This window comes from Corynebacterium sp. sy039 (assembly GCF_007904105.1).
Taxonomy (GTDB): Bacteria; Actinomycetota; Actinomycetes; order Mycobacteriales; family Mycobacteriaceae; genus Corynebacterium.
The window spans coordinates 1,868,693-1,893,619 of the sequence record NZ_CP042325.1 but is presented as its reverse complement, the minus strand read 5'-3'; the positions used below and the strand labels follow the sequence as shown (position 1 = coordinate 1,893,619).

General features: G+C 48.9%; 20 protein-coding genes. 15 read left to right on the top strand and 5 right to left on the bottom strand.

Features of this window, described 5'->3' with window-relative positions:
• Positions 1-20: 20 nt before the first annotated feature.
• From FQV43_RS08535 to FQV43_RS08520, 4 genes are read left to right on the top strand one after another with little or no spacing between them, the layout of a single operon-like run.
• A complete protein-coding gene (locus FQV43_RS08535; RefSeq protein WP_146340001.1) occupies positions 21-1,985 on the top strand; it encodes a hypothetical protein in 1,965 nt (654 codons plus the stop codon).
• A gap of 9 nt (positions 1,986-1,994) precedes the next feature.
• Positions 1,995-2,984 (top strand): hypothetical protein, encoded by a 990-nt coding sequence (locus FQV43_RS08530; protein ID WP_146339999.1) that lies wholly within the window; start codon positions 1,995-1,997, stop codon positions 2,982-2,984.
• A 33-nt stretch (positions 2,985-3,017) separates the two neighbouring features.
• On the top strand, positions 3,018-4,034 hold the full coding sequence (locus FQV43_RS08525) for a hypothetical protein (RefSeq protein WP_144275407.1): 1,017 nt from the start codon (positions 3,018-3,020) through the stop codon (positions 4,032-4,034).
• Entirely contained in the window at positions 4,031-4,576 is a 546-nt protein-coding gene (locus FQV43_RS08520; protein ID WP_146339997.1) for a hypothetical protein, read from the top strand. The genes FQV43_RS08525 and FQV43_RS08520 overlap by 4 nt, the downstream gene beginning before the upstream one ends.
• A gap of 48 nt (positions 4,577-4,624) precedes the next feature.
• Here FQV43_RS08520 and FQV43_RS08515 read toward each other — a convergent pair whose 3' ends face one another.
• The gene (locus tag FQV43_RS08515; protein ID WP_146339995.1) at positions 4,625-6,196 is read right to left on the bottom strand and encodes a hypothetical protein; all 1,572 of its coding nucleotides are present in this window, start codon (positions 6,194-6,196) and stop codon (positions 4,625-4,627) included.
• A gap of 140 nt (positions 6,197-6,336) precedes the next feature.
• Between FQV43_RS08515 and FQV43_RS08510 the strand changes: the two genes are divergently transcribed.
• The 6 genes from FQV43_RS08510 to FQV43_RS08485 all read left to right on the top strand — a co-directional run bounded on the left by FQV43_RS08510 (position 6,337) and on the right by FQV43_RS08485 (position 13,710).
• Entirely contained in the window at positions 6,337-7,485 is a 1,149-nt protein-coding gene (locus tag FQV43_RS08510) for an ABC transporter ATP-binding protein (protein ID WP_146339993.1), read from the top strand.
• A gap of 272 nt (positions 7,486-7,757) precedes the next feature.
• A complete protein-coding gene (rpsL, locus tag FQV43_RS08505; RefSeq protein WP_144275415.1) occupies positions 7,758-8,129 on the top strand; it encodes a 30S ribosomal protein S12 in 372 nt (123 codons plus the stop codon).
• A 3-nt stretch (positions 8,130-8,132) separates the two neighbouring features.
• A complete protein-coding gene (gene rpsG / locus FQV43_RS08500) occupies positions 8,133-8,600 on the top strand; it encodes a 30S ribosomal protein S7 (RefSeq protein WP_144275417.1) in 468 nt (155 codons plus the stop codon).
• A gap of 210 nt (positions 8,601-8,810) precedes the next feature.
• Positions 8,811-10,940, top strand: a complete 2,130-nt coding sequence (fusA, locus tag FQV43_RS08495; protein ID WP_144275419.1) for an elongation factor G — start codon at positions 8,811-8,813, stop codon at positions 10,938-10,940.
• Between the two features lie 334 nt (positions 10,941-11,274).
• Positions 11,275-12,465, top strand: coding sequence for an elongation factor Tu (tuf, locus tag FQV43_RS08490; protein ID WP_144275421.1), 1,191 nt, complete (start codon positions 11,275-11,277; stop codon positions 12,463-12,465).
• 78 nt (positions 12,466-12,543) lie between these two features.
• Entirely contained in the window at positions 12,544-13,710 is a 1,167-nt protein-coding gene (locus tag FQV43_RS08485; protein WP_146339991.1) for a hypothetical protein, read from the top strand.
• Positions 13,711-14,875: 1,165 nt separating this feature from the next.
• On the opposite strand, the gene FQV43_RS08480 is transcribed toward FQV43_RS08485, so the two are convergent.
• Positions 14,876-16,177 carry an MFS transporter gene (locus FQV43_RS08480; protein ID WP_146339989.1) on the bottom strand — a complete coding sequence of 434 codons (1,302 nt, stop codon included), beginning with the start codon at positions 16,175-16,177 and terminating at the stop codon, positions 14,876-14,878.
• Between the two features lie 10 nt (positions 16,178-16,187).
• Positions 16,188-16,523 carry a VOC family protein gene (locus FQV43_RS08475; protein ID WP_146339987.1) on the bottom strand — a complete coding sequence of 112 codons (336 nt, stop codon included), beginning with the start codon at positions 16,521-16,523 and terminating at the stop codon, positions 16,188-16,190.
• A gap of 195 nt (positions 16,524-16,718) precedes the next feature.
• Between FQV43_RS08475 and FQV43_RS08470 the strand changes: the two genes are divergently transcribed.
• From FQV43_RS08470 to FQV43_RS08455, 4 genes are all read left to right on the top strand, one after another.
• Positions 16,719-17,948, top strand: coding sequence for an MFS transporter (locus FQV43_RS08470; RefSeq protein WP_146339985.1), 1,230 nt, complete (start codon positions 16,719-16,721; stop codon positions 17,946-17,948).
• A 199-nt stretch (positions 17,949-18,147) separates the two neighbouring features.
• Positions 18,148-19,125 (top strand): ABC transporter ATP-binding protein, encoded by a 978-nt coding sequence (locus FQV43_RS08465; protein ID WP_146339983.1) that lies wholly within the window; start codon positions 18,148-18,150, stop codon positions 19,123-19,125.
• Positions 19,122-19,898 carry a hypothetical protein gene (locus FQV43_RS08460; protein WP_146339981.1) on the top strand — a complete coding sequence of 259 codons (777 nt, stop codon included), beginning with the start codon at positions 19,122-19,124 and terminating at the stop codon, positions 19,896-19,898. The genes FQV43_RS08465 and FQV43_RS08460 overlap by 4 nt, the downstream gene beginning before the upstream one ends.
• Positions 19,876-20,652, top strand: coding sequence for an ABC transporter permease (locus FQV43_RS08455; RefSeq protein WP_168195078.1), 777 nt, complete (start codon positions 19,876-19,878; stop codon positions 20,650-20,652). The genes FQV43_RS08460 and FQV43_RS08455 overlap by 23 nt, the downstream gene beginning before the upstream one ends.
• Here FQV43_RS08455 and FQV43_RS08450 read toward each other — a convergent pair.
• Positions 20,641-21,888 (bottom strand): ATP-binding protein, encoded by a 1,248-nt coding sequence (locus FQV43_RS08450; protein WP_146339977.1) that lies wholly within the window; start codon positions 21,886-21,888, stop codon positions 20,641-20,643. The genes FQV43_RS08455 and FQV43_RS08450 overlap by 12 nt on opposite strands.
• A gap of 208 nt (positions 21,889-22,096) precedes the next feature.
• Between FQV43_RS08450 and FQV43_RS08445 the strand changes: the two genes are divergently transcribed.
• Positions 22,097-23,320, top strand: coding sequence for an MFS transporter (locus FQV43_RS08445; protein ID WP_146339975.1), 1,224 nt, complete (start codon positions 22,097-22,099; stop codon positions 23,318-23,320).
• Positions 23,321-23,330: 10 nt separating this feature from the next.
• On the opposite strand, the gene FQV43_RS08440 is transcribed toward FQV43_RS08445, so the two are convergent.
• Positions 23,331-24,920, bottom strand: a complete 1,590-nt coding sequence (locus tag FQV43_RS08440) for an ABC transporter ATP-binding protein (protein WP_146339973.1) — start codon at positions 24,918-24,920, stop codon at positions 23,331-23,333.
• Positions 24,921-24,927: the final 7 nt, after the last annotated feature.

The following is a 24,927-nucleotide window of genomic DNA, read 5'->3' as shown; positions in this document are numbered from 1 at the left end:
GAGCTTTAAGGAGGTGGGAAATGTCCTGGGAAGAAGAAAAAGCCAGCATGGCAAGTATTCTTCATGATGCTTATCAGCAATCTGAGTCACAGACCCAGCGCCAGTGGGAACAGCAGGTACAAGGCACAGCGTCGGAAGCTCAGACGCATAACGACGCTGGGCAAAGGATTGAGCCTGAAGCACAGACTATTTGCAGTGATGGTGCGCTTACCTATGCCTCTTTTGCCGCAGCAACATCGTCACGCAAACGAGCTGGTTGGCAGATCGGCACCTGCATTGGGCAGATGAGTGAAGAAGAAAAAAGCTCAGTGATTAGCAAAATCCCTACCCACCTGGCTAGTCAAACACCTATTCCGCTCTATGCCTCTGCCAAGGACAGACAGCAATTTGTGCGTCGAACAGCATGGCTGTCTTTAGCGCCACATCGCGCCAAGGTGCTCATTCATTCTGTTCCCGCTGGAAAAGACTCCGCGAACCGCGCAGGTAATGTTTTTTCCACGGCACATATTTTTCGCTATTCCCACGCGAGCGAGTCTGAGCTAACTTTTTATCCGGCTAGTTTCATCGCTGCACCAGAACTTGCTGAACCATTCAACAATGAAATTGATTCTGTGCAGCTTAGCTCTACGCAGTTGAGCACTCGTCCTGATTCTGACCCTCGTGCCCTTGCTAATCCGCAGCAAGTTATGCGAGAGCTGTTTGCCCAGGAACCTGCACAGCTTGTTACTCTTGGGGTCATTGTCGATGCGCTTGCTAGTGGGGAAAAAAGAATTATTCTTGGTGTTGATCATCAGCAGGCGGCATTGTGGATTGCTGCCATCGGGTATTGTTTTTCTCCTGAAACCGCACAAGAACTATACTTTTCCACTTTTGAGCGAGAGAATACTCTTGCCAAGGTTTCTCGAGCACGCTTGGTTGCGATTCCGCGTAGTGATGTTGCACAGGTGCGGGAGAATGAGCAAGAAACAGAGTCAATAGTTATTGACATTGCTGCTGGTGTGGATTACGACAGCTCAGAGACACTGTCCTATGTACGCAGTGGCGAGTATATGCGCCAGATTCAGAAAACAGCTAAGTCGAAGAAACTACTTGAGTATGGTGCGCAGTTATGGACTGACCCAACAGCACTTGCCATTGTGGTTGCGCTAGACGCATCCCTTTCAGGAACGCAATCGGCACCATCAGCTAAGGCGCAGCGCAGATCCGCAGCCACTGATTTGTTGGCGCAGAACCAGGATCACGACTATGGTGCGAATCCTTTTGCTGATGTCACTGATTCCTTAGCACGTTCTGGAGCTAGTTCCGATCACGCATCCTCGACGGATAGCCCCATAGCAGAAGCAAAGGACAAGAAAACGCCGCCTACACCTCGAACGCAGGTGCATAATCAACGAGGTGTGACGTCGGAAGTTCATGTGGTTCAGCCGGTTATCGACTACATCAATGCTCATCAGGGTGCGCAATGGTTGGATGCTATAGAGCGCTATCCTGAGGAAACACTCTGCTATACCTGGTCGGCAGTGGTAGAGTTCTTGCGACGTTCCCCAGAGCACTTAAGCCCAGAGCATACAGAGCAGTTGTTGGTCATTTATGCTGCCAGTGCAGCTGGTTATTTTGCTGGTGTGGGGGCAGAACATTCTTTTTTGATTATGTCTATGCCGTGGCAGTGCGTAAAAACGTGGCAGCCGGAATTGCAACAGCGCTATGTGGCGCGTATTCATGAGTTTTTGGCGAATGCGCATACGGCTAGTGTGCTGCCGCGATTGGAGATGGTGCGGGCAAAGCCCAACCATCCTCTGCATGATACTGCTGCGTTGGTGCAGCGTGTTGTGAAGGAAGGAATGGTTGGGGCGCCCGTGGCAGTACCTCCTAGGCGTTCTGGGCCAGTTCAATCCTCACAGCAAGCACAGCAATCTCAAGGATCTCGTGATCTCCGCCAGATGAGGTCGCAGCATATCGCCGGAAATATATCGACAAATTTTTAAGGAATAATCATGGCAGTTCGTACTCTTAGCGCAGGACAAAGCACCGAAATTCTTATGCGTGGTGCGATTGATGTTGAGGCTTTCGCACTTGGGGCACAGTCGACCCCGATACGCATTGAATTAACAGGGCATGCGCAGTATAACCGAGCTCGCGATAGCCTGCTCAAATTACGTGGTGGGAGTGGGGAGATAAAAATTTCTTTGCACCCAGTAGGTAGCGAGGAGTTTGGTCCTGGAACCCAGGTACGGGTGGTGGTTATTCGCGGCAAGATGGGAACCCCTGCAGCACAAGGAGTGGAGCTGCCGCCTATTGCTCTCGACGGCAGGCAAAGTGCTGTGGTGGGCACATTGGCTTTTGCGGGGGAGAACCTTGTGGTGAAAGCTGAGGGGATTCGCAGCGAGAAGGTTATGACTGGTGTGGCTGCTATGGTGCGTGCCGGGGTGTTGAGTGAAAAGAATCGTGGTACTTTCTCGCATACTCAGATTCCGGCTGCTCCTGGTGTTCTCAAACTCATTGTTGATGCTACGGCGTCGATGAGTGCGCAGAGTACGGCTGCTGAGTTGGAAGTGGCTACAGAAGTTATTACTGGTGTGGTGGGTGCGCTTTATCCTGATAAAGGCATTGCGGTATATGCAGGGAAAACGCATAAAAATAATGATCAGCCTATTTATACCAATAATAGTGCGGAGTTATTGACTGCTGTTTCTGAGGTGGTTGGTCAGGGTGCAGGGCATATTGGTTCTGGTGTGGTGCGTGGGTGTGATGAGCAGGCTCCTGAGGTTCCCACTTTCTGTATTCGTGACGAACAGCCTGAGCCAGAATCGAATGCAGGGTTTAGTATTGTGCTTGGTGTGCGGGATCAAGAGACTTTTTTTGAGCCACGTACTCGAACGTTATCGCTTAGTCCGCAGTTGGTGGCATTGTTAAAAGAGAATAACACTGAGGCATTGCGTGGCGTTTACGCTGATATTGTGCATGCTTGTGTCGTTTCTGAATAAGGAAAGAATAAGGAAAGTAGAAAGTAAGCGTTCATGACTCTCGACTACTCAACTAGGTGCCCTTACACTTTCCGTCCTTTGGCTAATCCTATGGCTACTCGTTCTGAGTTTGTGGATAGGGAATTGCCGCAAGGTTGGCAGGGTTCATTGACCATAACTATTGCCCTTGCTGGGGCTCGGGCTAGTGGAAAAACACTCTACATTGCGGTGTTGCTCAAAGTGCTTGAGCAGATGATTGAAAATTATGGGCAGGTGTTGCGTCCAGCTGATGCGTCGACCGCAGAAAGCTATGCGCATAATTATGAGGATCCGTTGTATCGGAAGATGGGCTTGCCGAATTCAACTCCGTCCATCAATTCTGGCGACGCCTACCAGCATGATCCACTCATCTTTGACATTGGAAAGTGGGATATTCAAGGCGAACAGCGCCAAGTTTTTTTGGTACTGCGCGACGTCGCGGGTGAAGATTTGGAGGTGTTGCCCAAGGAGAATCTTGCTCAACTGGAATTTTTCCAATACGCGCATGAAATTATTTTCCTCTTTGACCCGCTTACTGTGGAAGAAATCCAGAAAATGCTGCGCGGCAAAGTCCATGTGGAGAGCGCTGATGAGGAACCAACGAAGAATGTTCTTGATAACCTGCTGTATCTGATGAATGGCACGCGTACTCGGTTAGCGGTCACCTTGTCTAAGTTTGATACGTTGCGCCAGCTAGAGGAGATACAAGGGCTGGATTGGGCAGAGATCATGGGTAATTATGGTGCGGCGTTTAATCGGGAACTCGACCCACCATACACTGGCACTGACCAGGTACTATTGCATAATGAGATTTCTTCTCTCTTAGTGCGGCTCGACGCCAAGCGCTTGATTAACACGCTGACTAGTCAGGGCTTTGACCAAGGTAGTCAATTGCGTTTTTTTGCGGTGTCATCACTGGGGAATAATCCGCATGGTTCGCATTTGGATCGTTCTGGCATTGCGCCATTCCGCTGCGCTGACCCCGTATTGTGGTTGCTCTATGACTACAACATTCTCACAGGAGGGAAATGAACATGACCTTTGGTGGTTTTAGAAACCCTAACCAGGGCTATGACCAGGGGAATGATCGCAATGGTGACCAAGCATTTGCGCCAACTCGGGCAACCACGGGCATTAACCAGAATGATTATCGCTTTGGCAGCACACAGTCTACCTACCCTGAGCAGGAATATGTGGGGGCTGTTGGATCAAATCACATCCGTGGGCGGGTAAATATCTTCCATGCGCCGTGGGCATTATTGATTGCTACAGCATTGACATTGCTGCATTTTATTTACCTGTTTTTCCTGCTAGGTAACCGTTTCTTCTTTGATGTGCAGTATGCGCATGACTTCGATATTCACATAGGGTTAAGTATCATAGCGCTCATCTTTGCCGCCACTTGCGCAATTTTCATGCTCAGCGGCTACCAGTGGGGGCGCATTGGGCTTAGCATATGGTCAGTATTGAGTTTGTTTTTCCTTATCGACGATCGCCTATGGATTGGCGGGATCATCGGCATTATTGCGCTGGTGCTCATATGGCTGCCAAGTAATAAGGGCTGGTTGCGTTAGGGTTGTGCTGTGGCGTTCTAGCTGCACGTGCCAGAGTGTTGCGCGCGCTTAAATGTTATAAAGATTGCGGGTAACGTCCACACCGTCGGGCTGCCCGACCTTCTGGAAAATGGCATTGGCAGTCTCAAATGCTTGAGTTGAAAAGTGTAAAGCGTCCTTTTGGCTATCTCTATTTAAGGTAGCCGCCCACTGCGCCCATGCCTTAGCTAATATACATTGTGCTCGTGCCAGCATAATGAGATCGGTTTTTTCCCGCAGATTTTGATACGCAGGATTATCCGTGACCTCTAATAATTTTCCAATGGCATTTTTGGGTTGTCCTGCATTGATGTAGAGCAGTGCTAGGAGGATTTTGGCTTTAATGATCGACTCTGCGTCGCCAGTTGTGGCAGCGAGCGTCTCATTTTTGGTAGCGCGGTCGAAGGCTTCGCGTAGATGTTCTTTTTCATTGGTAGACCGCAGAGTCATAATGGCACGATAGTTTGCGGCAGTAGCTGCAATAGGATTGCGGTTGTGTAGATAGAGTTGGCTTAATTGGTCATAGACTTTTACCGCAAGTTGTTCTGCATTATTTTGCTGGCCCAAGGTATCGGCAGTGCTTGTTAAAAGTTCTGCAGCGTAGTCATTGTCGAGTCCTTCAAGTACCTCGAAAAGCTCATCGGTATATTTGTGAGCCTCGCTAATGGACTGCGTATCAATAATGACCTCACTGAGTGCCTGTGCCCGCAAGCGTTGTTCATTCTGCACGTCTTGAGCTGTTTTTTGTGGAGCATTGCTTTCTGGAGCTGTGTGAGTTGTGGCGGATTTGGGTTGCTGTGTGGTGTGGGTGTGTTGCGGGGTAGGTTTAGCAGGAGCCTGCGCCTGCTGTTGGGGTTGCGCCTGTTGCTGAGTATATTGCTGAGTCTGCGCCGGAGCCTGTTGCTGCGCTTCTTGTCGATTCTGGCTAATCTGAGCAAATCGACGCGCCACGCTGGCAACTGGAACAAGTGAACAATTGCCTAATTCCCGTACCAATTCCTCGCGTTTTTGTGGGGAGCAATCAGGTAAGAGGTACTCAGCTAGGTTCAGCTCATCATAGGAACAGAGCGCGGCGCAGTTGGTAGCAGCGCGGAATTCGTTGATAGCTGCGTCGGTGAGTTTGTTGTAGTGGTAGAGCATTCCAAGGTAGAGATGGTTAGTCATGCGTGCGGCGCTGTCACCGAGGATGAAATTGCACAGTGCGGCGAGGCGCAAGATGTTGCTGATATTTTTGTGCGATTTAATGACCGCTTCATCATTTTGGAACACCACGAGATCAATAATGAGCTGATGGTACATGGTCACTAGGGCATAGGTGTGTACGGGGGTTTGACCATAAGGTGTTTCCGGGGTGCGTAATGTGGATTCAATATGCGCAAAAAATTCCCGAGGGCTGAGGCTGGCATCTACTGGGCAACCTGCGTCGCTAAAAGTTTTTTGTACTACTGGCACGGTCAGAAATGAATGAGCTGGCTGTACTGGGTACCAGAAGAAATCTGGCAATGTTTGCCGATAGTTCAGGCGTGGGGCAGGGTGCAGTGCTTCTGAGAATGCAGTCGACGCTGCTGCGGAAGGTGCGGATGGGGTGCCAGGAGTATTCACACCTAACACGATATAACAGGATAACTGTTTTCTGCTAGGTTTGTTATGTATCACAGTAAACGTCTTACTGTGGTTAAAACTGCAATCTTCACTTATCTTCACTACGGATCGTTCGGCACGTTCCTGCCGATGGAGGAAAAATGGCAAGTGTTACTTATGAGAATGCGACATTGGTGTACCCAGGCGCTAGTGAGCCCTCGGTTAAATCAATCAACTTAGATATTGCTGATGGCGAGTTTTTGGTGCTCGTCGGACCGTCGGGCTGCGGTAAATCTACTACCTTGCGTATGCTTGCGGGCTTGGAAGAAGTCAGCAGTGGGCGCATTTTGATTGGTGGTCGTGATGTTACTCATGCTCAGCCTAAAGAGCGCGATATTGCGATGGTGTTCCAGAACTATGCGCTTTATCCGCATATGACCGTGCGGGAAAATATGGGCTTTGCGCTAAAAATCGCTGGTGAGCCTAAGGAGGTTATCAATCAGCGAGTGGAGCAGGCGGCGAAAACTCTTGATCTGACTGAGCTATTGGATCGGAAACCAAAAGCGCTTTCTGGTGGTCAGCGTCAGCGTGTTGCAATGGGGCGCGCTATTGTGCGTGAGCCGCAGGTGTTCCTCATGGATGAGCCATTGTCAAACTTGGATGCTAAATTGCGTGTGCAAACCCGTACCCAAATAGCTAGTTTGCAGCGTCGTTTAGGTGTTACCACGGTGTATGTTACCCATGATCAGACTGAGGCTTTAACAATGGGGGATCGTATTGCGGTGCTTAACCAGGGAGAATTGCAGCAGGTGGGTACTCCTCGGGAGCTTTATGAGCACCCTAATAATGTGTTTGTGGCAGGATTCATTGGTTCGCCTGCTATGAATATCGGCACCTTTGCTCTAGACGATGATGGTTATGCCACTTTAGGGCAAGCACGAGTCCGGGTCCCTGAGCAGGTGCGTCAAGCCTTGACAGCTGAGGATAAGTCCCAGGTAGTGATTGGGTTCCGTCCGGAGGCGTTGGAGTTGGTTTCTGAGGCAGAGGCGGCGAGCGCTACCGAGGGCATTATTCCGGTGCAGTTGGATTTCGTCGAGGAGCTTGGTTCGGACTCCTATCTGTATGGGCGTCTCGTTGGTGGCGGGCAGTTGAGTTCTGGTGCTGAGCAGAATCCGGAAAAGAGTGATCAGATTGTGGTTCGTGCGTTGCCTCACGTGGCACCTCAACCAGGTACTGTGGTGTACGCCCGTATTCGGGAAGATGGTCAGCATTTCTTCTCGTCAACAACAGGGCAGCGTCTTGTAGACTAATGTCCCTTGCGCTTTCGACGCCTACCCTATGATTTGGTTAATCCCAAGATCATAGGGTAGTGTGTCTTTTTGATCCCGATTATCTATGGGAACCTGTCATCATTTCTCATGGATTTCTTGTAAAACCATGAGGCGTGATGTTCTGGGAATCTCGGAAGTGGCCCCGATAAAGAGCCCCTTTTTTGTCGTGTTTGGGGTCATTTCCATGTAAAAGTCATTGGTGCTGCACTGTGCAGTGCTGGGGCGTTAAGAAAATTACAGAAAGACGGTTCATGCCTACTATTCAGCAACTTGTTCGCAAGGGCCGCCACGATAAAGCAGCTAAGGTAAAGACAGCTGCGCTGAAGGGTTCTCCTCAGCGTCGTGGCGTGTGTACTCGTGTTTACACAACTACACCTAAGAAGCCTAACTCAGCTATTCGTAAACTCGCTCGTGTGCGTTTGACCTCTGGTATTGAGGTTTCTGCGTATATCCCAGGTGAGGGTCACAACCTCCAGGAGCACTCAATGGTGCTTGTTCGTGGTGGTCGTGTAAAGGACCTTCCAGGTATTCGTTACAAGGTTATCCGTGGCGCACTTGATACTCAGGGCGTAAAAGACCGTAAGCAGGCTCGTTCCCGTTACGGCGCAAAGAAGGAGAAGTAATCAATGCGTAAAAATGCAGCTCCAAAGCGTCCTATTGTTAAAGATCCAGTGTACGGCTCTCAGGTTGTTACTCAGCTGGTAAACAAAGTGCTTCTCGACGGTAAGAAGTCCACTGCAGAGCGTATCGTCTACGGTGCACTTGATATCTGCAAAGAAAAGACTGGTACCGACCCAGTGCTTACCTTGGAAAAGGCTCTTGGAAACATCAAGCCTGACCTCGAGGTTCGTTCTCGTCGTGTTGGTGGTGCAACCTACCAGGTTCCTGTTGAGGTTCGTCCTGATCGTGCTAACACTCTTGCACTTCGCTGGTTGGTAACTTTCACTCGTCAGCGTCGTGAGCACACCATGATCGAGCGTCTTGCTAATGAGATTCTTGATGCAGCTAATGGTCTTGGTGCTTCTGTGAAGCGTCGTGAAGACACTCACAAGATGGCTGAAGCTAACCGTGCATTCGCACACTACCGCTGGTAAAATATCTTATGCAGAAACTAACCCAACCATGTATGCGTCATCTATGGCTCAGTGCATTAGATGTTATGCCCTGTGGTTGGGTTCTTTTTCCGTCTGCTTAAACTCGTGCTGAAAGTTCAGCAGTTTTTTGGCAAGATAAATAATTACTAAACAGACATATCCGTATAACGGGCGCTTTCGAGCGCTTGGGCTACACAGTTAGGGAATAACGTGGCACCTCAAGAAGTGCTTAAAGACCTCAACAAGGTTCGCAACATTGGCATCATGGCTCACATCGATGCTGGTAAAACTACTACTACTGAACGTATCCTCTTCTACACCGGTATCAACCGTAAAGTAGGCGAGACTCACGACGGCGCCTCCACCACAGACTGGATGGAGCAGGAAAAAGAGCGCGGTATTACTATTACCTCCGCTGCTGTTACTTGTTTCTGGAATGGTAACCAGATCAACATCATCGACACCCCAGGTCACGTGGACTTCACCGTTGAGGTTGAGCGTTCTTTGCGTGTTCTTGATGGTGCAGTTGCTGTGTTCGACGGTAAAGAGGGTGTTGAGCCTCAGTCCGAGCAGGTGTGGCGTCAGGCTGCTAAGTACGACGTTCCACGTATCTGCTTCGTAAACAAGATGGATAAGCTTGGTGCAGACTTCTACTACACCGTTCAGACCATTATCGACCGCCTTGGTGCAAAGCCATTGGTATTGCAACTTCCAATCGGTGCTGAAGATGACTTCGACGGTGTTGTCGATTTGCTAGAAATGAAGGCAATTACTTGGCGCGGTAAAGTAGAGACTGGTGCTGAGCCTACAATCGAGGAAATCCCAGCTGACCTTCAGGAAAAGGCTGAGGAATACCGCGAGAAGCTCCTTGAAGCTGTTGCTGAGTCTGATGAAGAACTCATGGAGAAGTATTTTGGTGGCGAGGAGCTTACTCTTGAAGAAATCAAGGGTGCTATCCGCAAGCTCACCATTGCGTCTGAAATTTACCCAGTTCTTTGTGGTACTGCATACCGCAACAAGGGTGTTCAGCCACTTCTCGACGCAGTTATCGACTTCCTTCCAACTCCACTAGACATTGGTGAGGTACACGGTACTGCTGTTGGTGATGAGTCCAAGGAAATCACTCGTAAGCCTTCTGTTGATGAGCCTTTCTCTGCTCTTGCTTTCAAGATTGCTGCGCACCCATTCTTTGGTAAGCTCACCTTCGTTCGTGTGTACTCCGGTATTGTTGAGCCTGGTACCCAGGTTGCTAACTCCACCAAGGGTAAGAACGAGCGTATCGGTAAGCTATTCCAGATGCACGCTAACAAGGAAAACCCTGTTGAAGAAGCGCGCGCGGGTAACATTTACGCTTTCATTGGTCTGAAAGACACCACCACCGGTGACACCCTATGTGATAAGAACAACCAAATCATCTTGGAGTCTATGGACTTCCCAGATCCCGTGATTAAGGTTTCCATCGAGCCTAAGACTAAGTCCGACCAGGAGAAGCTCGGTACTGCTATTCAGAAGCTCGCTGAAGAGGACCCAACATTCACCGTTGAGCTTGATGAGGAATCAGGTCAGACCGTTATTGGTGGCATGGGTGAGCTCCACCTCGACGTTCTCGTCGATCGTATGAAGCGTGAGTTCAAGGTTGAAGCTAATGTGGGTAACCCACAGGTTGCTTACCGTGAGACTATCCGCAAGGCTGTGGAGAAGGTCGAGTACACGCACAAGAAGCAGACTGGTGGTTCAGGTCAGTTCGCTAAGGTTATCATTGCCCTTGAGCCATATAACCCAGATCCAGAGACTCTGGAAGAGGGCGAGAGTGCAACCTACACCTTCGAGAATGCTGTTACCGGTGGTCGTGTGCCAAAAGAGTACATTCCTTCTGTGGATGCTGGTATCCAAGACGCTATGCAGTATGGTTACCTTGCAGGCTACCCATTGGTAAACATCAAGGCTACGTTGCTTGATGGTGCTTACCACGAGGTTGACTCCTCTGAAATGGCCTTCAAGCTCGCTGGTTCCCAGGCGCTCAAAGAAGCTGTGGCAAAGGCAAAGCCAGTATTGCTTGAGCCTTTGATGATGGTTGAAGTTATCACTCCTGAGGACTACATGGGTGATGTTATTGGTGACATCAACTCACGTCGTGGCGAGATTGCTTCTATGGATGATCGCGCAGGAGCTAAGGTTGTGAAGGCTAAGGTTCCTCTTTCTGAGATGTTCGGATATGTTGGTGACTTGCGTTCCCGTACTCAGGGTCGTGCACAGTACACCATGATCTTCGACTCTTATGCAGAGGTGCCAACTAACGTTTCAGCTGAAATTGTTGCTGAGCGTAATGGTACTGCCTAGAATTTAATTAGGTACTGCTGCCTGCATTTTCTCAGTTGCGTGTCAGTTGCTGAGGAAATGCGAATCGGGTAGTGGTCTGCTGATTATTCAGAGTTCTGTTCGTGCGTTATTGCTGTAGAAAACTGAGTAATGAGCAGGCCGTTACCCGCTATGATTCCCTAATAGTGCTGCGCGGCTTGAAAAATTAGGCGTGTGGGAATAGCATTATGTAACTGGCACAATTTTGTAATGTGCTGTGTTTGCCAGGCTGCCGAATTAGCAGCTGAAAGCACAGTGTTTGTAAACCATGTGGCTGCGAGAGTCGTGGTCACCGCGAAGTCCAGGAGGACATACAGTGGCAAAGGCTAAGTTCGAGCGTACTAAGCCGCACGTAAACATCGGTACTATCGGTCACGTTGACCACGGTAAGACTACCACCACCGCTGCTATTACCAAGGTGTTGGCTGACGCTTACCCAGATCTCAACGAGGCTTTCGCTTTCGACGCTATTGACAAGGCGCCAGAAGAGAAAGAACGCGGTATTACCATTAACATCTCCCACGTGGAGTACCAGACCGAGAAGCGCCACTACGCACACGTTGATGCGCCAGGTCACGCTGACTACATCAAGAACATGATTACCGGTGCTGCTCAGATGGACGGCGCTATTCTTGTTGTTGCTGCTACCGACGGTCCAATGCCTCAGACCCGCGAGCACGTTCTTCTTGCTCGTCAGGTTGGTGTTCCTTACATCCTCGTTGCACTTAACAAGTGTGACATGGTTGACGATGAGGAAATCATCGAGCTCGTTGAGATGGAAGTTCGTGAACTTCTTGCTGAGCAGGAATACGATGAGGAAGCTCCAATCATCCACATCTCTGCATTGAAGGCTCTTGAGGGTGACGAGAAGTGGACTCAGTCCATCATCGACCTCATGCAGGCTTGTGACGACTCTATCCCAGATCCAGAGCGTGAGACTGATAAGCCATTCTTGATGCCTATCGAGGATATCTTCACCATTACTGGTCGTGGTACTGTTGTTACCGGTCGTGTTGAGCGCGGTTCCCTCAACGTTAACGAAGAAGTTGAGATCATCGGTATCCGTGAGCAGGCTCAGAAGACTACCGTTACCGGTATCGAGATGTTCCGTAAGCTTCTTGACTACACCGAGGCAGGCGACAACTGTGGTCTTCTTCTTCGTGGTCTTAAGCGTGAAGATGTTGAGCGTGGACAGGTTGTTGTTAAGCCAGGTGCTTACACTCCTCACACCGAGTTCGAGGGTTCTGTGTACGTTCTTTCTAAGGATGAAGGTGGACGCCACACCCCATTCTTCGATAACTACCGTCCACAGTTCTACTTCCGCACCACCGACGTTACCGGTGTTGTGAAGTTGCCAGAGGGTACCGAGATGGTTATGCCTGGTGACAACGTAGATATGTCTGTTACTTTGATCCAGCCAGTTGCTATGGACGAGGGTCTACGCTTCGCTATCCGCGAGGGTTCCCGTACCGTTGGTGCTGGTCGTGTTACCAAGATCATCAAGTAATATCCCTAGAATCTAGGATTAAAACCGCTCTGCTCGTCAGGGCGGTTTTTCTTATTGTTCTATGCCATAATGAGCTGCGTGCCCTTTTCACAGAAAATATCCAATCCCAGGCTCGCCATACTATGTTGCGGTATCCTCAGCGCATTCGTAACATTGCTGGCGCAATGGGCTTCACGACGAGGTGCGGAACCATTTTCCCCATCACTATTGATGAATGCTACCGAAGATGATCCGATAGCTAGTTATATCCAAACACGCGACCCTAGTTTTCGACTTTCGTCTAACCCGGAAGATCACTATGACGGGGTATATCTATGGGCAATGGCAGCTGATCCTTTTGCTCGCGGCAGCGCACATGATCTCATTGACCTGGCGGCTTATCGCTATGGGCACCCGTTTTATGCATGGTTGATCCGTGTTTGTGCATTGGGGCAGGAACATCTTTTTGACACCGTTGCATGGGTTTTGGCGATAGGCTCTGCAGCGGCAGCGGCCATGAGCATTGCCTATCTTGCTTATCGCCTTGGGGGAAGTCCTTGGTGGGGGCTGCTTGTTCCCATGAGCCCGGGTTTGTTGTTTTCTACTACTACGGTGCTTACGGAACCTTTCCAAGTATTTATGCTTGCATTGGTACTTCTGGTGTATGGCAGTCGACGTTCGCGATGGCTACTCATGCCCTTGAGTATTGCAGTGTGCTTAACAAAAGAGCAGCTTAGCCTCGCAATTTTGGCCTTGATAGCCCTAACTGTATGGCGATGGCTTGTAGAGCATAACCTTTCTTGGCAGCGGGCAAGGACGACAATTTTTGCCCTTGCTATAGGGCCGCTTAGTTTATTGTGCTGGTTGGTGTATGTGCGTAGTAATTTTGATGCTCAGCAGCAGGAGTATGATAGCGGCAATATCGGAATCCCATTTTCTGGTTTCTTGGGCATTGTTGACTACGCAGCGCAGTTACGAGCAGGGGATGCGCTCTCGAATCAAATCGGCAGCACCACGACGTCGTTTAGCATTGCACTCATTGTTGTAATCGTTGTGGGGATCATTGTGGGACTCTGGCGTCGCGACGCACTGGGGTGGGTGGTTGCCTCCCAATTGGTGATGATGTCTATGCTTGGTTGGCGCACACTGGTCTATCCGCACGAAATGTTCCGCATACCGGCTATGACCTTAGTATTCTTTGCGCTTATGCTGATTGTTCACTTGCAGAATCAGAGGGGTAGTGCTGCTAGGAAAGTTAATACATGATAAATAATGGATAAAATGTTACCTCAATCACTTGCCCGCATGAACGGAGTGAGCCATACTAACTGTAGTCCTATAGGCTATGCCCAGAGCTAACCGTGATGGATACACAATATGCCGTGACAAGTAACTTTTGAGTTGGGAGATCACCATGCATGGGAATTCTTCTAAAATGTTTTTCCCTTTTTTGATAATCTTGCTTGCAACGCAAGTCACGTTTCTCGTGCGAAGTCCATCGGTAGAGCACTTTGTATTCTCTGCTGTGGTGGTGATTGTCTGTTGCGTAATCTATTTTGCAATAGTCAAATTAGCGCACTCTTTAAGAAAACATCGAAAATAGCGTTGGTTGTGTAGCATACATCAAATATAGTTTGATGTATGCTAGTTCTATTTTTGGATATGATGGATTTATATATTTAATTTGATTGCCCCTTAACCCCAAAAATGCCTAGGCTATTGCAGCCTAGGCACCTTAAAGATTGGCATTTGATTACAAAAAACTATTTTAACAGCAAAAACCGGTGAAAGATATTACTGGTTGCCTAGTCAGTGCCAATTTTTATGTATGTTGGGCGCTACGTTCTTGTAGTGCAGTTATAATGCAGCAATGAGCTTGGCTACTCATTGCTGGCATCGTGTCACCATTTCATGGTGTCGCGGGTGCTGCTATAAGTGTCATGAGGGTCGGCAGACAATAATTCCCGTCCACTACTTGCGTCCATTTTGTACCACTTATGCCACGCTAGATAGTGCTCTAAGTACTTTGTGGCAACGCCATTATAAGCGTCCATGATTTTTTTGAGCGAAGAATGAATCCCATTAATTCTCATCAGGGAGCCACTGTTTTGTGTGCCACGAATGATAGTATGATTTACGCCTAGTTGTGTGAAAGCCCGAGGGTAGGCGCGCTTTATCGGAAACAAACCGTGCCCCAGGTTCCATAGCACTCAACAAAGCTACCCGCATATCATCGGTAAGGTTAGTGGTGGATTACGACATCACTATGGGCACTGACGCAAGCCTATTCTAAAGAATGCTCACACCCAAATGTCAATCTTTGTGGAACTACCCTATTTTCTTTAGATATTCTTTCTTGCTACGCCAGTGCCTAATTTTATGAAGCAACACTCAAGGCATACGCATAAATAAACTCGAGGTTCTTTCGTGTTTATGCTGATTGTTCACTTGCAGAATCGCTCGAAGGGGCATCTGGGATGCGCAAGCGGTAGTTCTTGTGAAAGACCAGTAGGCAGCCAGCACCTATGACAGGCAATAATGCTGAACATAGGAGTATGGTGTGCGGCGTTGCTAGATTGATTTGCGCTAGGAAACCAGCAGCAAGAGCGCCGACAGGTGAAGCACCCCAAGAGATAAGTCGTGCTGTGGCAGAAACACGCCCAAGGTATTCTTCTGCAACAACCTCCATACGCAGAACAATTGCGTTCATGATGACAAGTCCATAGGAGGCTTGCCAGAACAATAGGCTCACAAATAAAAGCAGGAATGATTGGCTGAACACCATGAGCAGGAGCGTGAGTGTATTGATAAGGAGAGAACTGGCACCTACAAGGATGGGTGAAATTTCTCTCTCCCTTAGCCTTGGGAGCAGAAAACTACCGACAATCCCACCAATGAGCATGGCATAAAGCAAATAAGTAATGCGTGGATCGTGATTACCAATGCCATAGTTATTGTCGGCAAGAGGCAGATATAGGGCGGCTACCACGCCTCCGACGAAAGCATTGAGGATACCTACTAAGGTAAGTACCCTAACGGGTGCGTTTTGCCAGAGGTAGGTAAACCCTGACGTAATATCAGCCCAAAGGCTGGGTTTTTCTTGTGATGTTGTTGCAGAATCCGTGTGTAGGGGTGGTGTGGTTTCTTTTCGTAGCGTCGTGATGCGAAGGAGCAAAAAGAAAGCAACTACAAAAGAGACACTGTTGCATAGGAAAAGGATGCGTTCATTGGTTTTGTTGAGAATAAAAACAGCGAGAACTGGACTGATAAAACCAAGAACACTGATAACAATACTGATTGTGGAACGTACCTGGGCTATGTTTTTCCTGCCGAACAGTGATGGTAGTGTAGCCATCAGAGCAGTGCTGAAATATAGGTCAGCGGTTTCTGAAATGGTGTAACAGATAAGTGCCAATGCCAAGGCTGTAAGACTATGCGCTCCCAAAGCGGCTGCAAGAGCATACGCTAGGGCTGAAATTATATTAGGAATGAGGAGAAAATTACGTTTCGAGCGCGCTCGATCTACTTGTGCCCCAGCTACTAAACCAAATAGGAGCTGGGGTGCAACCTGTGCTAGCACGGTCAACCCAGTGATAAGAGGGGAGTCGGTGAGCCAATAAGCAATAACGGGCCAGACGGAATCAACTAAAGAGGACCCAAAGGATGAAACAATGCTCGCTGAAAAATAGGCAACAAAGTTTTTATCCCGATAAAGTTTTTCTTTGTTTCCCATGCAATTACAATTAGCGGTCGTTGATTTGGAGCGCTAAACCAGATGGATCAATCACTCGTAGGGAAGTGCCGAAGTCTTCTTTCACGATTGTGCCTGGATCAAACCCAGCAGCTTGTAGCGATTCTTGTATTTCGGTTAGGGCAGTGTCGGCGACGAAGCACAGCTCAATTCCTTCTTTAGGGTAGTTCGCGCCTGATGCTGTGTGTAGTGCAAGAATGCTCTGGTCGCCACTGAGCTCCACCCAAGAATCTCCGTCACTTCCGACGCTGAGGCTAAGCCCTAGCGCCTCATAAAATTTGATAGAAGCCGCTGTTTCATCTGTGTACCGAATAGCCAGAAGTTTCATACGACCACGCTCCTTCTAGTTTTGTTGAGTTGCCTATGTGGCGATGACGCTTGTATTTTTGCAGTTCAGTGGTAGTGTTTGTCGTTAACGAATACACAATCTTTATTTTCTATAGTTCAATAGAGTAATACATAGAACATGATTATGTAGTGCTTTGAGTAAAAAACTCGTTGTTGTTTGTATTTGTTTTAAGGAATGGTTCACATAAAAGAGACAAAAGAGACATTCTCTCGCCAAGAGAAACTATTTTTCGCTGCTACGTTTGTTTCTATCTGTGGTGATGTGCTTATCCCCACCGCATTCATTCTGGAATCGCTGAGAGTGGAACCACAGGGGACAGGTTTCACATTAGTGCTAATCGCGCTATGGCTTGGTCGTTTTGGCGGTACGCTAGGGTTTCGTCGAATACCGCATATTGCGCTCAAAAGTATTCTGATTGGCGCTGATAGCGTGCGCCTTATTGCTCAACTTGGGCTGGTGGCATGGATTATGCTGCATCAGGATTCCATTGTGGCAATGTGTATATCTTCTCTGCTCTACGGGATCGCTACGTCATTTTTTATGCCGGCACGTTTTGCCATTACACCTGATATCGTCGCCAGGTCACGCTTGCAACGCTTCAACTCCGCCGCAGATTTGGCGCATAATATATTGATGTTCGCGGCACCCGCTGCCGCTACCTTTTTCTTTCTCAAAGCCGGGTTTGTACCGATTCTGCTTTTCGACGCTCTCACTTTCCTCATTGGGATTGCACTATTGCTCAGCATCAAGATTGATCCTCGTATCCAGGAAGAATATGAGTATGAGGAGGAATATAGTGCTGGCTCGACGTCGGAAAGCGAGCCTAGGCGGATCCGCGATATGCGTTTCTTTCCTCGTTGGGCAGTGTGGGGTTTGTGCTCATGGGCGTGTATCACATTGCTGATGGGGTACTCAGGGGCAGCGGGTCCAGCGCTGGTTATCCAACGCTTCGATGCGACCGGCTGGGCAATTATTTCCACTGCTCTGGCCTTAGGCGGGGTAGTAGGTTCTGCGGGGCAACTAATGGGTATGCTGCAAAAGTTTTCTTGGCCACTATTGCAGACCGCCACAGCGACGCTTATCGCTGCTCAAGTAGTATCTTTTTCCCTGAGTCGGTCCGTGATGGTGATTGCGCTACTTGCATTTAGCACCGCATTTATGATGAGTGCTGCCGGTATTGCTTGGGATACTCGGATTCAGCAAAGCCTGGAACCCGGCAGGCTGCGTGCCTTTGCAAACTGGGAAGAATTCCTGACCACAGGAACTATTCCGCTGGGTATGGTTGCTTTTGGGTTGGCAACGACATTTAGTGTGCAATTGCCAGTGAGTGTGGTCATGGCACTAGCGTGTGTGCTGGTCTTATGCCCAATTATGGTGAAGTCGAAAAGTTCTGGTGGTTCTTAGCGTACTGCCCAGGTAGGGATTTTCGTCGAAAGCGTAGCGGATTGCTTATCGACGGATTATGCTAAGAACATTCTTATTCCGCTTACTCAAGGAGAATGCCTTATGTCAGTCGATGGTTTCTCTGCGCAGTTCATGCCGCAGAACAAGAAAAAGAAGGAACATCCCATGACAGCATAAGGACTAAGAATGAGGTTTAGGTGTGAGTAATTCCCCAGCTTTATTGGTAGAAGAAATATCAAGAACGTACCAGCGTGGGGAAATAATCGCATTAAAAAATGTATCTTTTTCGCTAGCACCTGGTGAGATTCTCGGCCTGGTCGGGATCAATGGTGCTGGTAAAACTACCACGCTAAAAATATGCGCCACCATTTTAGCTCCCAGCAGTGGTCGCGTAGCAATAACCGGGATTGACGCTGTTGCCCACCCAGAACGCGCACGCGCACACATCGGCATGATGTTTGGGGTAGAACGTGGCTTTTATGCTCGCGCTTCATTGCACAGTAACCTAAGGTTCTTTGCTGATTTAGCAGATGTACCCTATCGGGCGCAGCGGGCGGAAATTGACCGCGTATTGTCCTTGGTCGGTTTGTCTGAGCTGCGTAAACGCGCAGTGGCTACGTTGTCGCATGGGCAAAGACAACGCGCGCATATTGCGCGAGCACTGCTCGGCAATCCTGCCTTAGTGCTTCTCGACGAACCAACAAGCGGTTTAGACCCTGATGTCTCGGTACAGATTCGTAATGTGGTGCGTCAGGTAGCCGACTCTGGAACTGCCATTGTGCTAAGTTCGCACTCCATGGCTGAGATTGCACAGCTGAGCAATAACATTGTGCTGCTCGACCAAGGTGAAGTGCTCGTCTCTGGCAGCGAGCAGCACATATTTGATTTTGCACAATTAGCAACAGTGGTGCAGTTCTCCCATATTCCGCACTCGGAAACAGAGGTCGTTGCCCTACGTACTGCTTTGGCTTCTCTGGGAGTATGCTCACTCCACGCGCAGGGTGGAACATGGTGTTTTAGCATTTATGTGCCGCCACCATACAACCGGGCAGAGATTTATCATCGGATACAACAGGCGTGTGCGTCAGCTCGAGTAGCTATGCCTCACGATGTGACTATTCGCGATGCTGTATTTGAGGACGCTTTCCTCGCTTTAGCAGCAAGGAGAGCACAATGAAACACATTGCCAGATTTGTGCGTATGTCATGCTTTCACATACGTGAGCTCGCCCGCACTAGCTATTTCCTGGAATTGGTACTGAGTGCCACTTTTGCCACTGCATTCATCCAGCTCCTTGCACTTAACGCATGGGGTGGGCAACCGTGGGTGGGTTTTATCCGAACAATTGCGATTGGGATGTGGACTGTGACTGTCACTGCCTCTGGTATTTTAGGCTTTGAGCGTGTCAAGGGCACATTAGTATTTTTAGCCCATAGTCGACTTGGCACCTTTGCTGGTATTGCGCCAAGCATTACTGCCTGCGCTACATTCGGGCTGCTAGCCATTCCGATTTCTGCTGCTATATGGTTTTTCCCTGGGGCTGTGCGTACGTTGCCGACACCCCAAGTATTCCCGACATTCCGGTGGAATCAGTGCTTATTATGCGTGCTCGGCGCATTATTGCTGTGGCTGTCCTTGGTGGTGATGAGTTACATCATTGCCGTAGTTTTTCTCGCCACTCCACACGCCTTAGTGTACGAGGGGTTGCTACTCGTCCCACTCATAGCATTGAGTGGCATTTTCGACATCTCTCTCGGCGGCACCAGCTTGAGCCAATGGAGCAGATTCTTTGTGCCCAGCGCTGGCAGTGTTCGATTCCTGATGGATTTTCAGCTTCTCGACGCCGCCCTATGCGTTGTGGTGTGCGTCGTCTGGCTGATTGCAGCGAAAATGATTGTGCGACGCACCGCGAGTCTGGCACGCAAAAATGCGACGATTGAGCTGGTGTAATGATGGGTATCTACGCGATCATAAACGCTGTGCGAGTGTTGGCACGGTCGTCGAACGCTACTTTTGCGAGTGTGCGTACTTTTATTGTCACAGTTTTTGTGTCCCAGCTTTGGGCATAAGCCTCGACGTACTCCTCGGCAATGGAGTTGGGGCGCCAGAATTGGTGCCAATTGTGGTGGCGTCTTTGGTCATTAGTTCGTTTTCGTTGGCGGCAGCGACTGTGGTGGGTATTGTGGTTCACGATCGCAATACCGGAATCGCACTGGAGATCTTTTCTCGCAGGCGCATTCCGCTTGCATATTGGTGTGGGGCAAGCATTCTTTCCTGTGCTACCTCAGTGCTGGGCAGTGTAGTGGTGCTGGCAGTATTGACGCTCACCGCAGGGGTGTCATGGTCTTTGCTTTTCCAACTTGTTGTCCCCAGTGCGTTATGCGGAGTTGGCTTTGGTATGTGCGCTGCTGGTGTTGGATTATTGCGCGCTAACCCCTACGTGCTGCTCAATTGGGTGGTCGCCTTATTGCCGCTGAGTAGCGGTGTGGTGGTGCCACTTGAGTTTTATCCACCACCCGCTGCTGCATTGTTGCGTATGCTACCGCTGACTCAGGTTGTGCAGGCATGGCGTGGTGGCAGAGTGCCAACCTACCACGATAACTTTGCGACGTTACTCTCTTGTGCTTTGCTTGCTGTTTTAGGCTGCTTGATTGCCCAAAGGTTTAGCGCGCGTATGCGCAAAGGGGTATTGCTACAAACCTAGAAGTGCTAGTGGAATGACAGCTACGCCGTCTGCTCGTCGATAAGCACGCTCACCTGTCGTGAGGATAATGGTATCGGTGATGTCTTGGGGTAGCTGTTTTTTCAACCATAATAAATGTCGAACATCCTCATCACGCACGTGAGCGGTGAGTTTTACCTCGATAGCGAGTAGGGAACCATTTTGATCTTGAGCGATAAGATCTACTTCATGATCTCCTTTTTGAGTTCGGAAATGGCTCACAGTCCCCAATAATGCATGGGTAGCTACGCGCACTGACAGGGTAGCCAGTGACTCAAATAATGGCCCTATGAGGTGCGAGAATCGGGAACTGAGTAGTTGTGATTCATTGATGTTGAGCAAGCGCAGCACAAAAGCAGGGTCGGCAAGCTGGTGCTTCGGGGCGCGCGCTAGGCCGGTAAAAGGCGAGCGACTAAAGTCCCACGCAGGTACTTCATCGAGCATCCATATTTCTGCTAGTTTTTCTCGGTACACCAGGGTGGTGGTTTTTGCCGGTTTTTGACCTTCGCCAGGGGTGGCTGCATCGAGTATTTCGGAGTAACTGGTGGTAGTGGAGCTAGCAGCTGCGTAGGCACGTAACCACTGCAGTAGACCTGCGCGATTGCGTACCGTATAGCCTTGGTCGGGTAAGTCACGGTCGACGATTCGATTCAAGTAGGAATCTAACTGAGCGTTGCGCACGGGTTCTGGAGCTTCATAAAAACCCGGAAAACCACTGCTTGCTATGGCATGCACATAGTTTTCTAGTGTGAAATGTGTTTGCCCGGAGATAGTGGCAGTACCAGAGAAAAGCTCGCGCAAGGAGATTGTTGCGTGTTGGGGTGTTCGCTCAAAAAGTGCCAGTGGACGCATTCTTAGCGAGAGGATTCTTCCTGCCCCACTGTGGGTATCTGTTCCTGCAATGGGAGTTGCTGAACCAGTCAAAATGAATCTTTCGGCAGGTGCGCCAGCATCAATGTTTCGACGTACATAGTCCCATGTCTGAGGGAGTTTTTGCCATTCGTCGAGCAGAATGGTTCCTTCTGGTGCGAAAGTAAAATATGGATCAGCGGCGATGATTTGTTGGTCGCTTGGGTAGTCAAGTTTTAAGGTGGTGGTACTTCTGCGCTGTGCAGTTTCAGTTTTTCCCACTCCTTTGAGCCCCTCAATGGCAATAGCGCTTACATAAGGAAGAAGTTGGTCGAGTTGCTGGTCTGCTGCTCGGTGTAAATAGGACATAATCTGCTTCTTTACATTTTCTATTTGACGTATGCTACCAATTTTCCGTAACTTACGCTACCAATTTTCCGTAACTTACGCTACCAATTTTCCGTAACTTACGCTACCAATTTTCCGTAACTTACGCTACCAATTTTCCTTTTTTATTCCTGTCCTGCCCTTAATTGGATAACTGTATAATGATAGTTATTTATTGAAAGGGGATGCTATGCCACAGGATGCAACGTCGAAGTCAAAGCCGACAAACCGTGAGTTTCAGCTGTATCTTTTCTCTGGCGTAGCGTCGCAGGTAGTGGGTGTTGCTGTAGCTTTAGCGATTCCTTTAGTTATTTATCGGCATACTCAAAGCCTGGTAGCTGCCGGAATTATCGAGACTATTCTGGCACTGGTATCCCTGGTAGCAGGAATTATTGGTGGCAGCTTGGCTGACATGAAGCAACGGAAAAAGATCATTTTTATTGGCGAGGTTCTTGCTGCTCTTACTGCTTGTGCCACGGCGGTACTTATTGCTAGTGATACGTTCAATATCATTGCTTTTGGTGCACTGTTGTCGCTAGAAGTGTCGTGTAGTGCTGTTTCGGGAGCTAGCATCGGTTCTTCTTTGCCGCAGCTAGTGCCTAGGGAAAAACTTGCTAGTGCAGAAGGACTGATGCAAGCCCGTATGCAGGCAGCAGGATTAGTGGGACCTGTGTTTGGTGGTTTTCTGCTTAGCGTCAATGATTGGTTGCCCTTTCTGGCTAGTGGGCTAAGCGCTCTTATTTCTGCTGCGTGTTTTGTGCTCATCAAGAGTCCGTTGGAACCACAACAACGAGCACAAACCTCATTGCTGAAAACCACAATGGGTGGTTTATCCCTCGTCATTCGCAATGCCTTTGTGCGTAACTTAATTATTGTGCAGCTATTTCTCAATAGCGCGATGTCGGGAGTTCTCTTTTTATCTGTCATAGCTTTGGAAGAAGCGGAATACAATAACTACATTATTGGTTTTGCTAGAGCGGCAATTGGCGTGATTGGTGTTCTTGGAGCGTTGGCAACGGGCTATTTACAGAAAAGATTTTCCTTGCGTACGCTCATGTTCCTCAATGGAATCAACCTGACGGTTATGCTTTCTGCCGTGGCACTGTTGACTCCTACATTAGCTATGGTTGTCCCCTTGGGATTATGCGTAATTTTTGCTCCAGCTGCTAATGCTGTGGTGTATGCGAAAATGTATGACCTACTTGATGAAGATATATTCGGGCGGGCAACGAATACTCAGGTAGAGATCGTTACTGCTGGTAGTGGGTTATGGAGTACGCCGCTAGGCTATATTTCTCATGCATGGTCAATTACCATAGGCATGTGGTCGTGTGCCTTACTTGCGTTGGGTGGATTGTGTAGCACATTTTTCTTTGACAAGGCAGTGTGTGCTCTTGAAGTAGAGCAGAGCTAAACAGAAATTGTTAATCTTGGGCAGACAGGCGCACTACTTTATCGTCTGCGCGTATCGGCGCGGAGCTGTCGTGTGTCGCAATAATAACAGTGTTTTCGTGCGCTTTTTCTTCGATAAAATCCCATGCCAAGGCGCGTGCGGTGGCATCCAGACCACTTGTTGGCTCATCAAGAACAATAAGAGTTCCTGGTGCGTCGCTCAATGCCCGAGCAATGGCGATGCGTTGGCGTTCTCCACCGGATACTCCACCTTCTTCACCAGCGACGTCACGCCCATGCGCGGAACCATCCAGAGCAAACATCTCCAAGCCAAGGCGAGAAAGCGCGGAACTTGCAGTTTCTACGGGTATCTCTCGACCAAAAATAACATTATCCATTGCGGTTGCGTTGAGTAACCCTGGTGTTTGCTGTGCATAACCACGCTTGACGACGTCAGTCTGAGGCTGTGAAGTGTTAAGCCCGAGAAGTCCCTCAAGAACAGTGGTTTTCCCGGTGCCACTGGCGCCTAGTACCCAAATTGGTCTGCCTGAGTGTTGTGCCTGCTCAGATGTAAGAAGTTGTGCGAGTTCGTGAATGTGCTTTTGCCAAGGTGCTTGCGAGGATTCTTCGTTAGGAAGATCTGTATCTGAACGTGTGGGGTTGATTTTTGCTCTGGACTCTTTCTCATGGGTAATGGCAACCGCAAGGGAGGAGAACCCAAAGCCTACGGTTTGGAGTGGGGAAATGGCTGCAATGGCGATACCGACAGTGGACACAATAGTGCCGATTGCGGTAGCAGGGTCAGAATGGGTGCGGAAACTAATTGTGAATATGAGTGCACAAATGGTCAGTGCCAAAATAGAATTTTGTGCAACATATAATTTTCTGGTGGCTGCGTAAGCATTTTTGCCAGCATTTTCCACTGGAATGCGATCTTCCCGATAACGCGTTGCCAGAAAATGAGGGACAGAAAAGACCATAGCCTCTTTCCATAAGGAAAGAGAGTTTCCCAATACCCCAAAACTACGCATATTCTGTTGGAACATCTCTGTTTGTGCCGCCTGATGTTGACCAATGAGACTGCGAGTTATGAAACCATAGAGCACAATGGCTGCAAGGAGGATCAGTCCCTCAACCCAAGTGCTTGCATAGATGACTGTACCGATACCAGCTGTGAGAGAAATAAAAGCAGGTAGTAGTGATAGATAAAGCCCACTCAATGTGTCTCGATATGCTCCTGCCTCGGTGTCGATAGCAAAGGAAACTTCTGTATTGTCAATGCGATGGCGCATATGCGCATCTGCTGTAATGCTATCCGACAAGGAACGAGCCATAACATCGGATTGCAGTTTCTGCTCGATAAGCCCATAAATTGGATAAGCCATATAGCGCAAAGTGGAGCCAATAAACCACAATAGTGAGTATGCGATGGCCATAATGCTGGCTGATCGGAGAAATTCGCCCCTATCGGAGATTAAAACTATCGACGCAACTCCTTGACCTAAAACATATGGTGCTATTACTGAGCATAGTGCCGATAGGATAATCATGAGTACCATGACCGCATTACGCCACGGTGATAACCTCCATGCTTGTGTTATGACGCGAACAAGAAAATTCATGATGCCT

Coding starts and splice junctions, on each gene's coding strand:
- FQV43_RS08455 (WP_168195078.1), top strand. CDS start 19,876: ATGCGACGATTGAGCTGGTGTAATGATGGGTATCTACGCGATCATAAA.
- rpsL (WP_144275415.1), top strand. CDS start 7,758: ATGCCTACTATTCAGCAACTTGTTCGCAAGGGCCGCCACGATAAAGCA.
- FQV43_RS08535 (WP_146340001.1), top strand. CDS start 21: ATGTCCTGGGAAGAAGAAAAAGCCAGCATGGCAAGTATTCTTCATGAT.
- rpsG (WP_144275417.1), top strand. CDS start 8,133: ATGCGTAAAAATGCAGCTCCAAAGCGTCCTATTGTTAAAGATCCAGTG.
- FQV43_RS08530 (WP_146339999.1), top strand. CDS start 1,995: ATGGCAGTTCGTACTCTTAGCGCAGGACAAAGCACCGAAATTCTTATG.
- FQV43_RS08445 (WP_146339975.1), top strand. CDS start 22,097: ATGCCACAGGATGCAACGTCGAAGTCAAAGCCGACAAACCGTGAGTTT.
- FQV43_RS08510 (WP_146339993.1), top strand. CDS start 6,337: ATGGCAAGTGTTACTTATGAGAATGCGACATTGGTGTACCCAGGCGCT.
- FQV43_RS08450 (WP_146339977.1), bottom strand. CDS start 21,888: ATGTCCTATTTACACCGAGCAGCAGACCAGCAACTCGACCAACTTCTT.
- FQV43_RS08470 (WP_146339985.1), top strand. CDS start 16,719: ATGGTTCACATAAAAGAGACAAAAGAGACATTCTCTCGCCAAGAGAAA.
- FQV43_RS08480 (WP_146339989.1), bottom strand. CDS start 16,177: ATGGGAAACAAAGAAAAACTTTATCGGGATAAAAACTTTGTTGCCTAT.
- FQV43_RS08440 (WP_146339973.1), bottom strand. CDS start 24,920: ATGAATTTTCTTGTTCGCGTCATAACACAAGCATGGAGGTTATCACCG.
- FQV43_RS08525 (WP_144275407.1), top strand. CDS start 3,018: ATGACTCTCGACTACTCAACTAGGTGCCCTTACACTTTCCGTCCTTTG.
- FQV43_RS08475 (WP_146339987.1), bottom strand. CDS start 16,523: ATGAAACTTCTGGCTATTCGGTACACAGATGAAACAGCGGCTTCTATC.
- FQV43_RS08460 (WP_146339981.1), top strand. CDS start 19,122: ATGAAACACATTGCCAGATTTGTGCGTATGTCATGCTTTCACATACGT.
- FQV43_RS08520 (WP_146339997.1), top strand. CDS start 4,031: ATGAACATGACCTTTGGTGGTTTTAGAAACCCTAACCAGGGCTATGAC.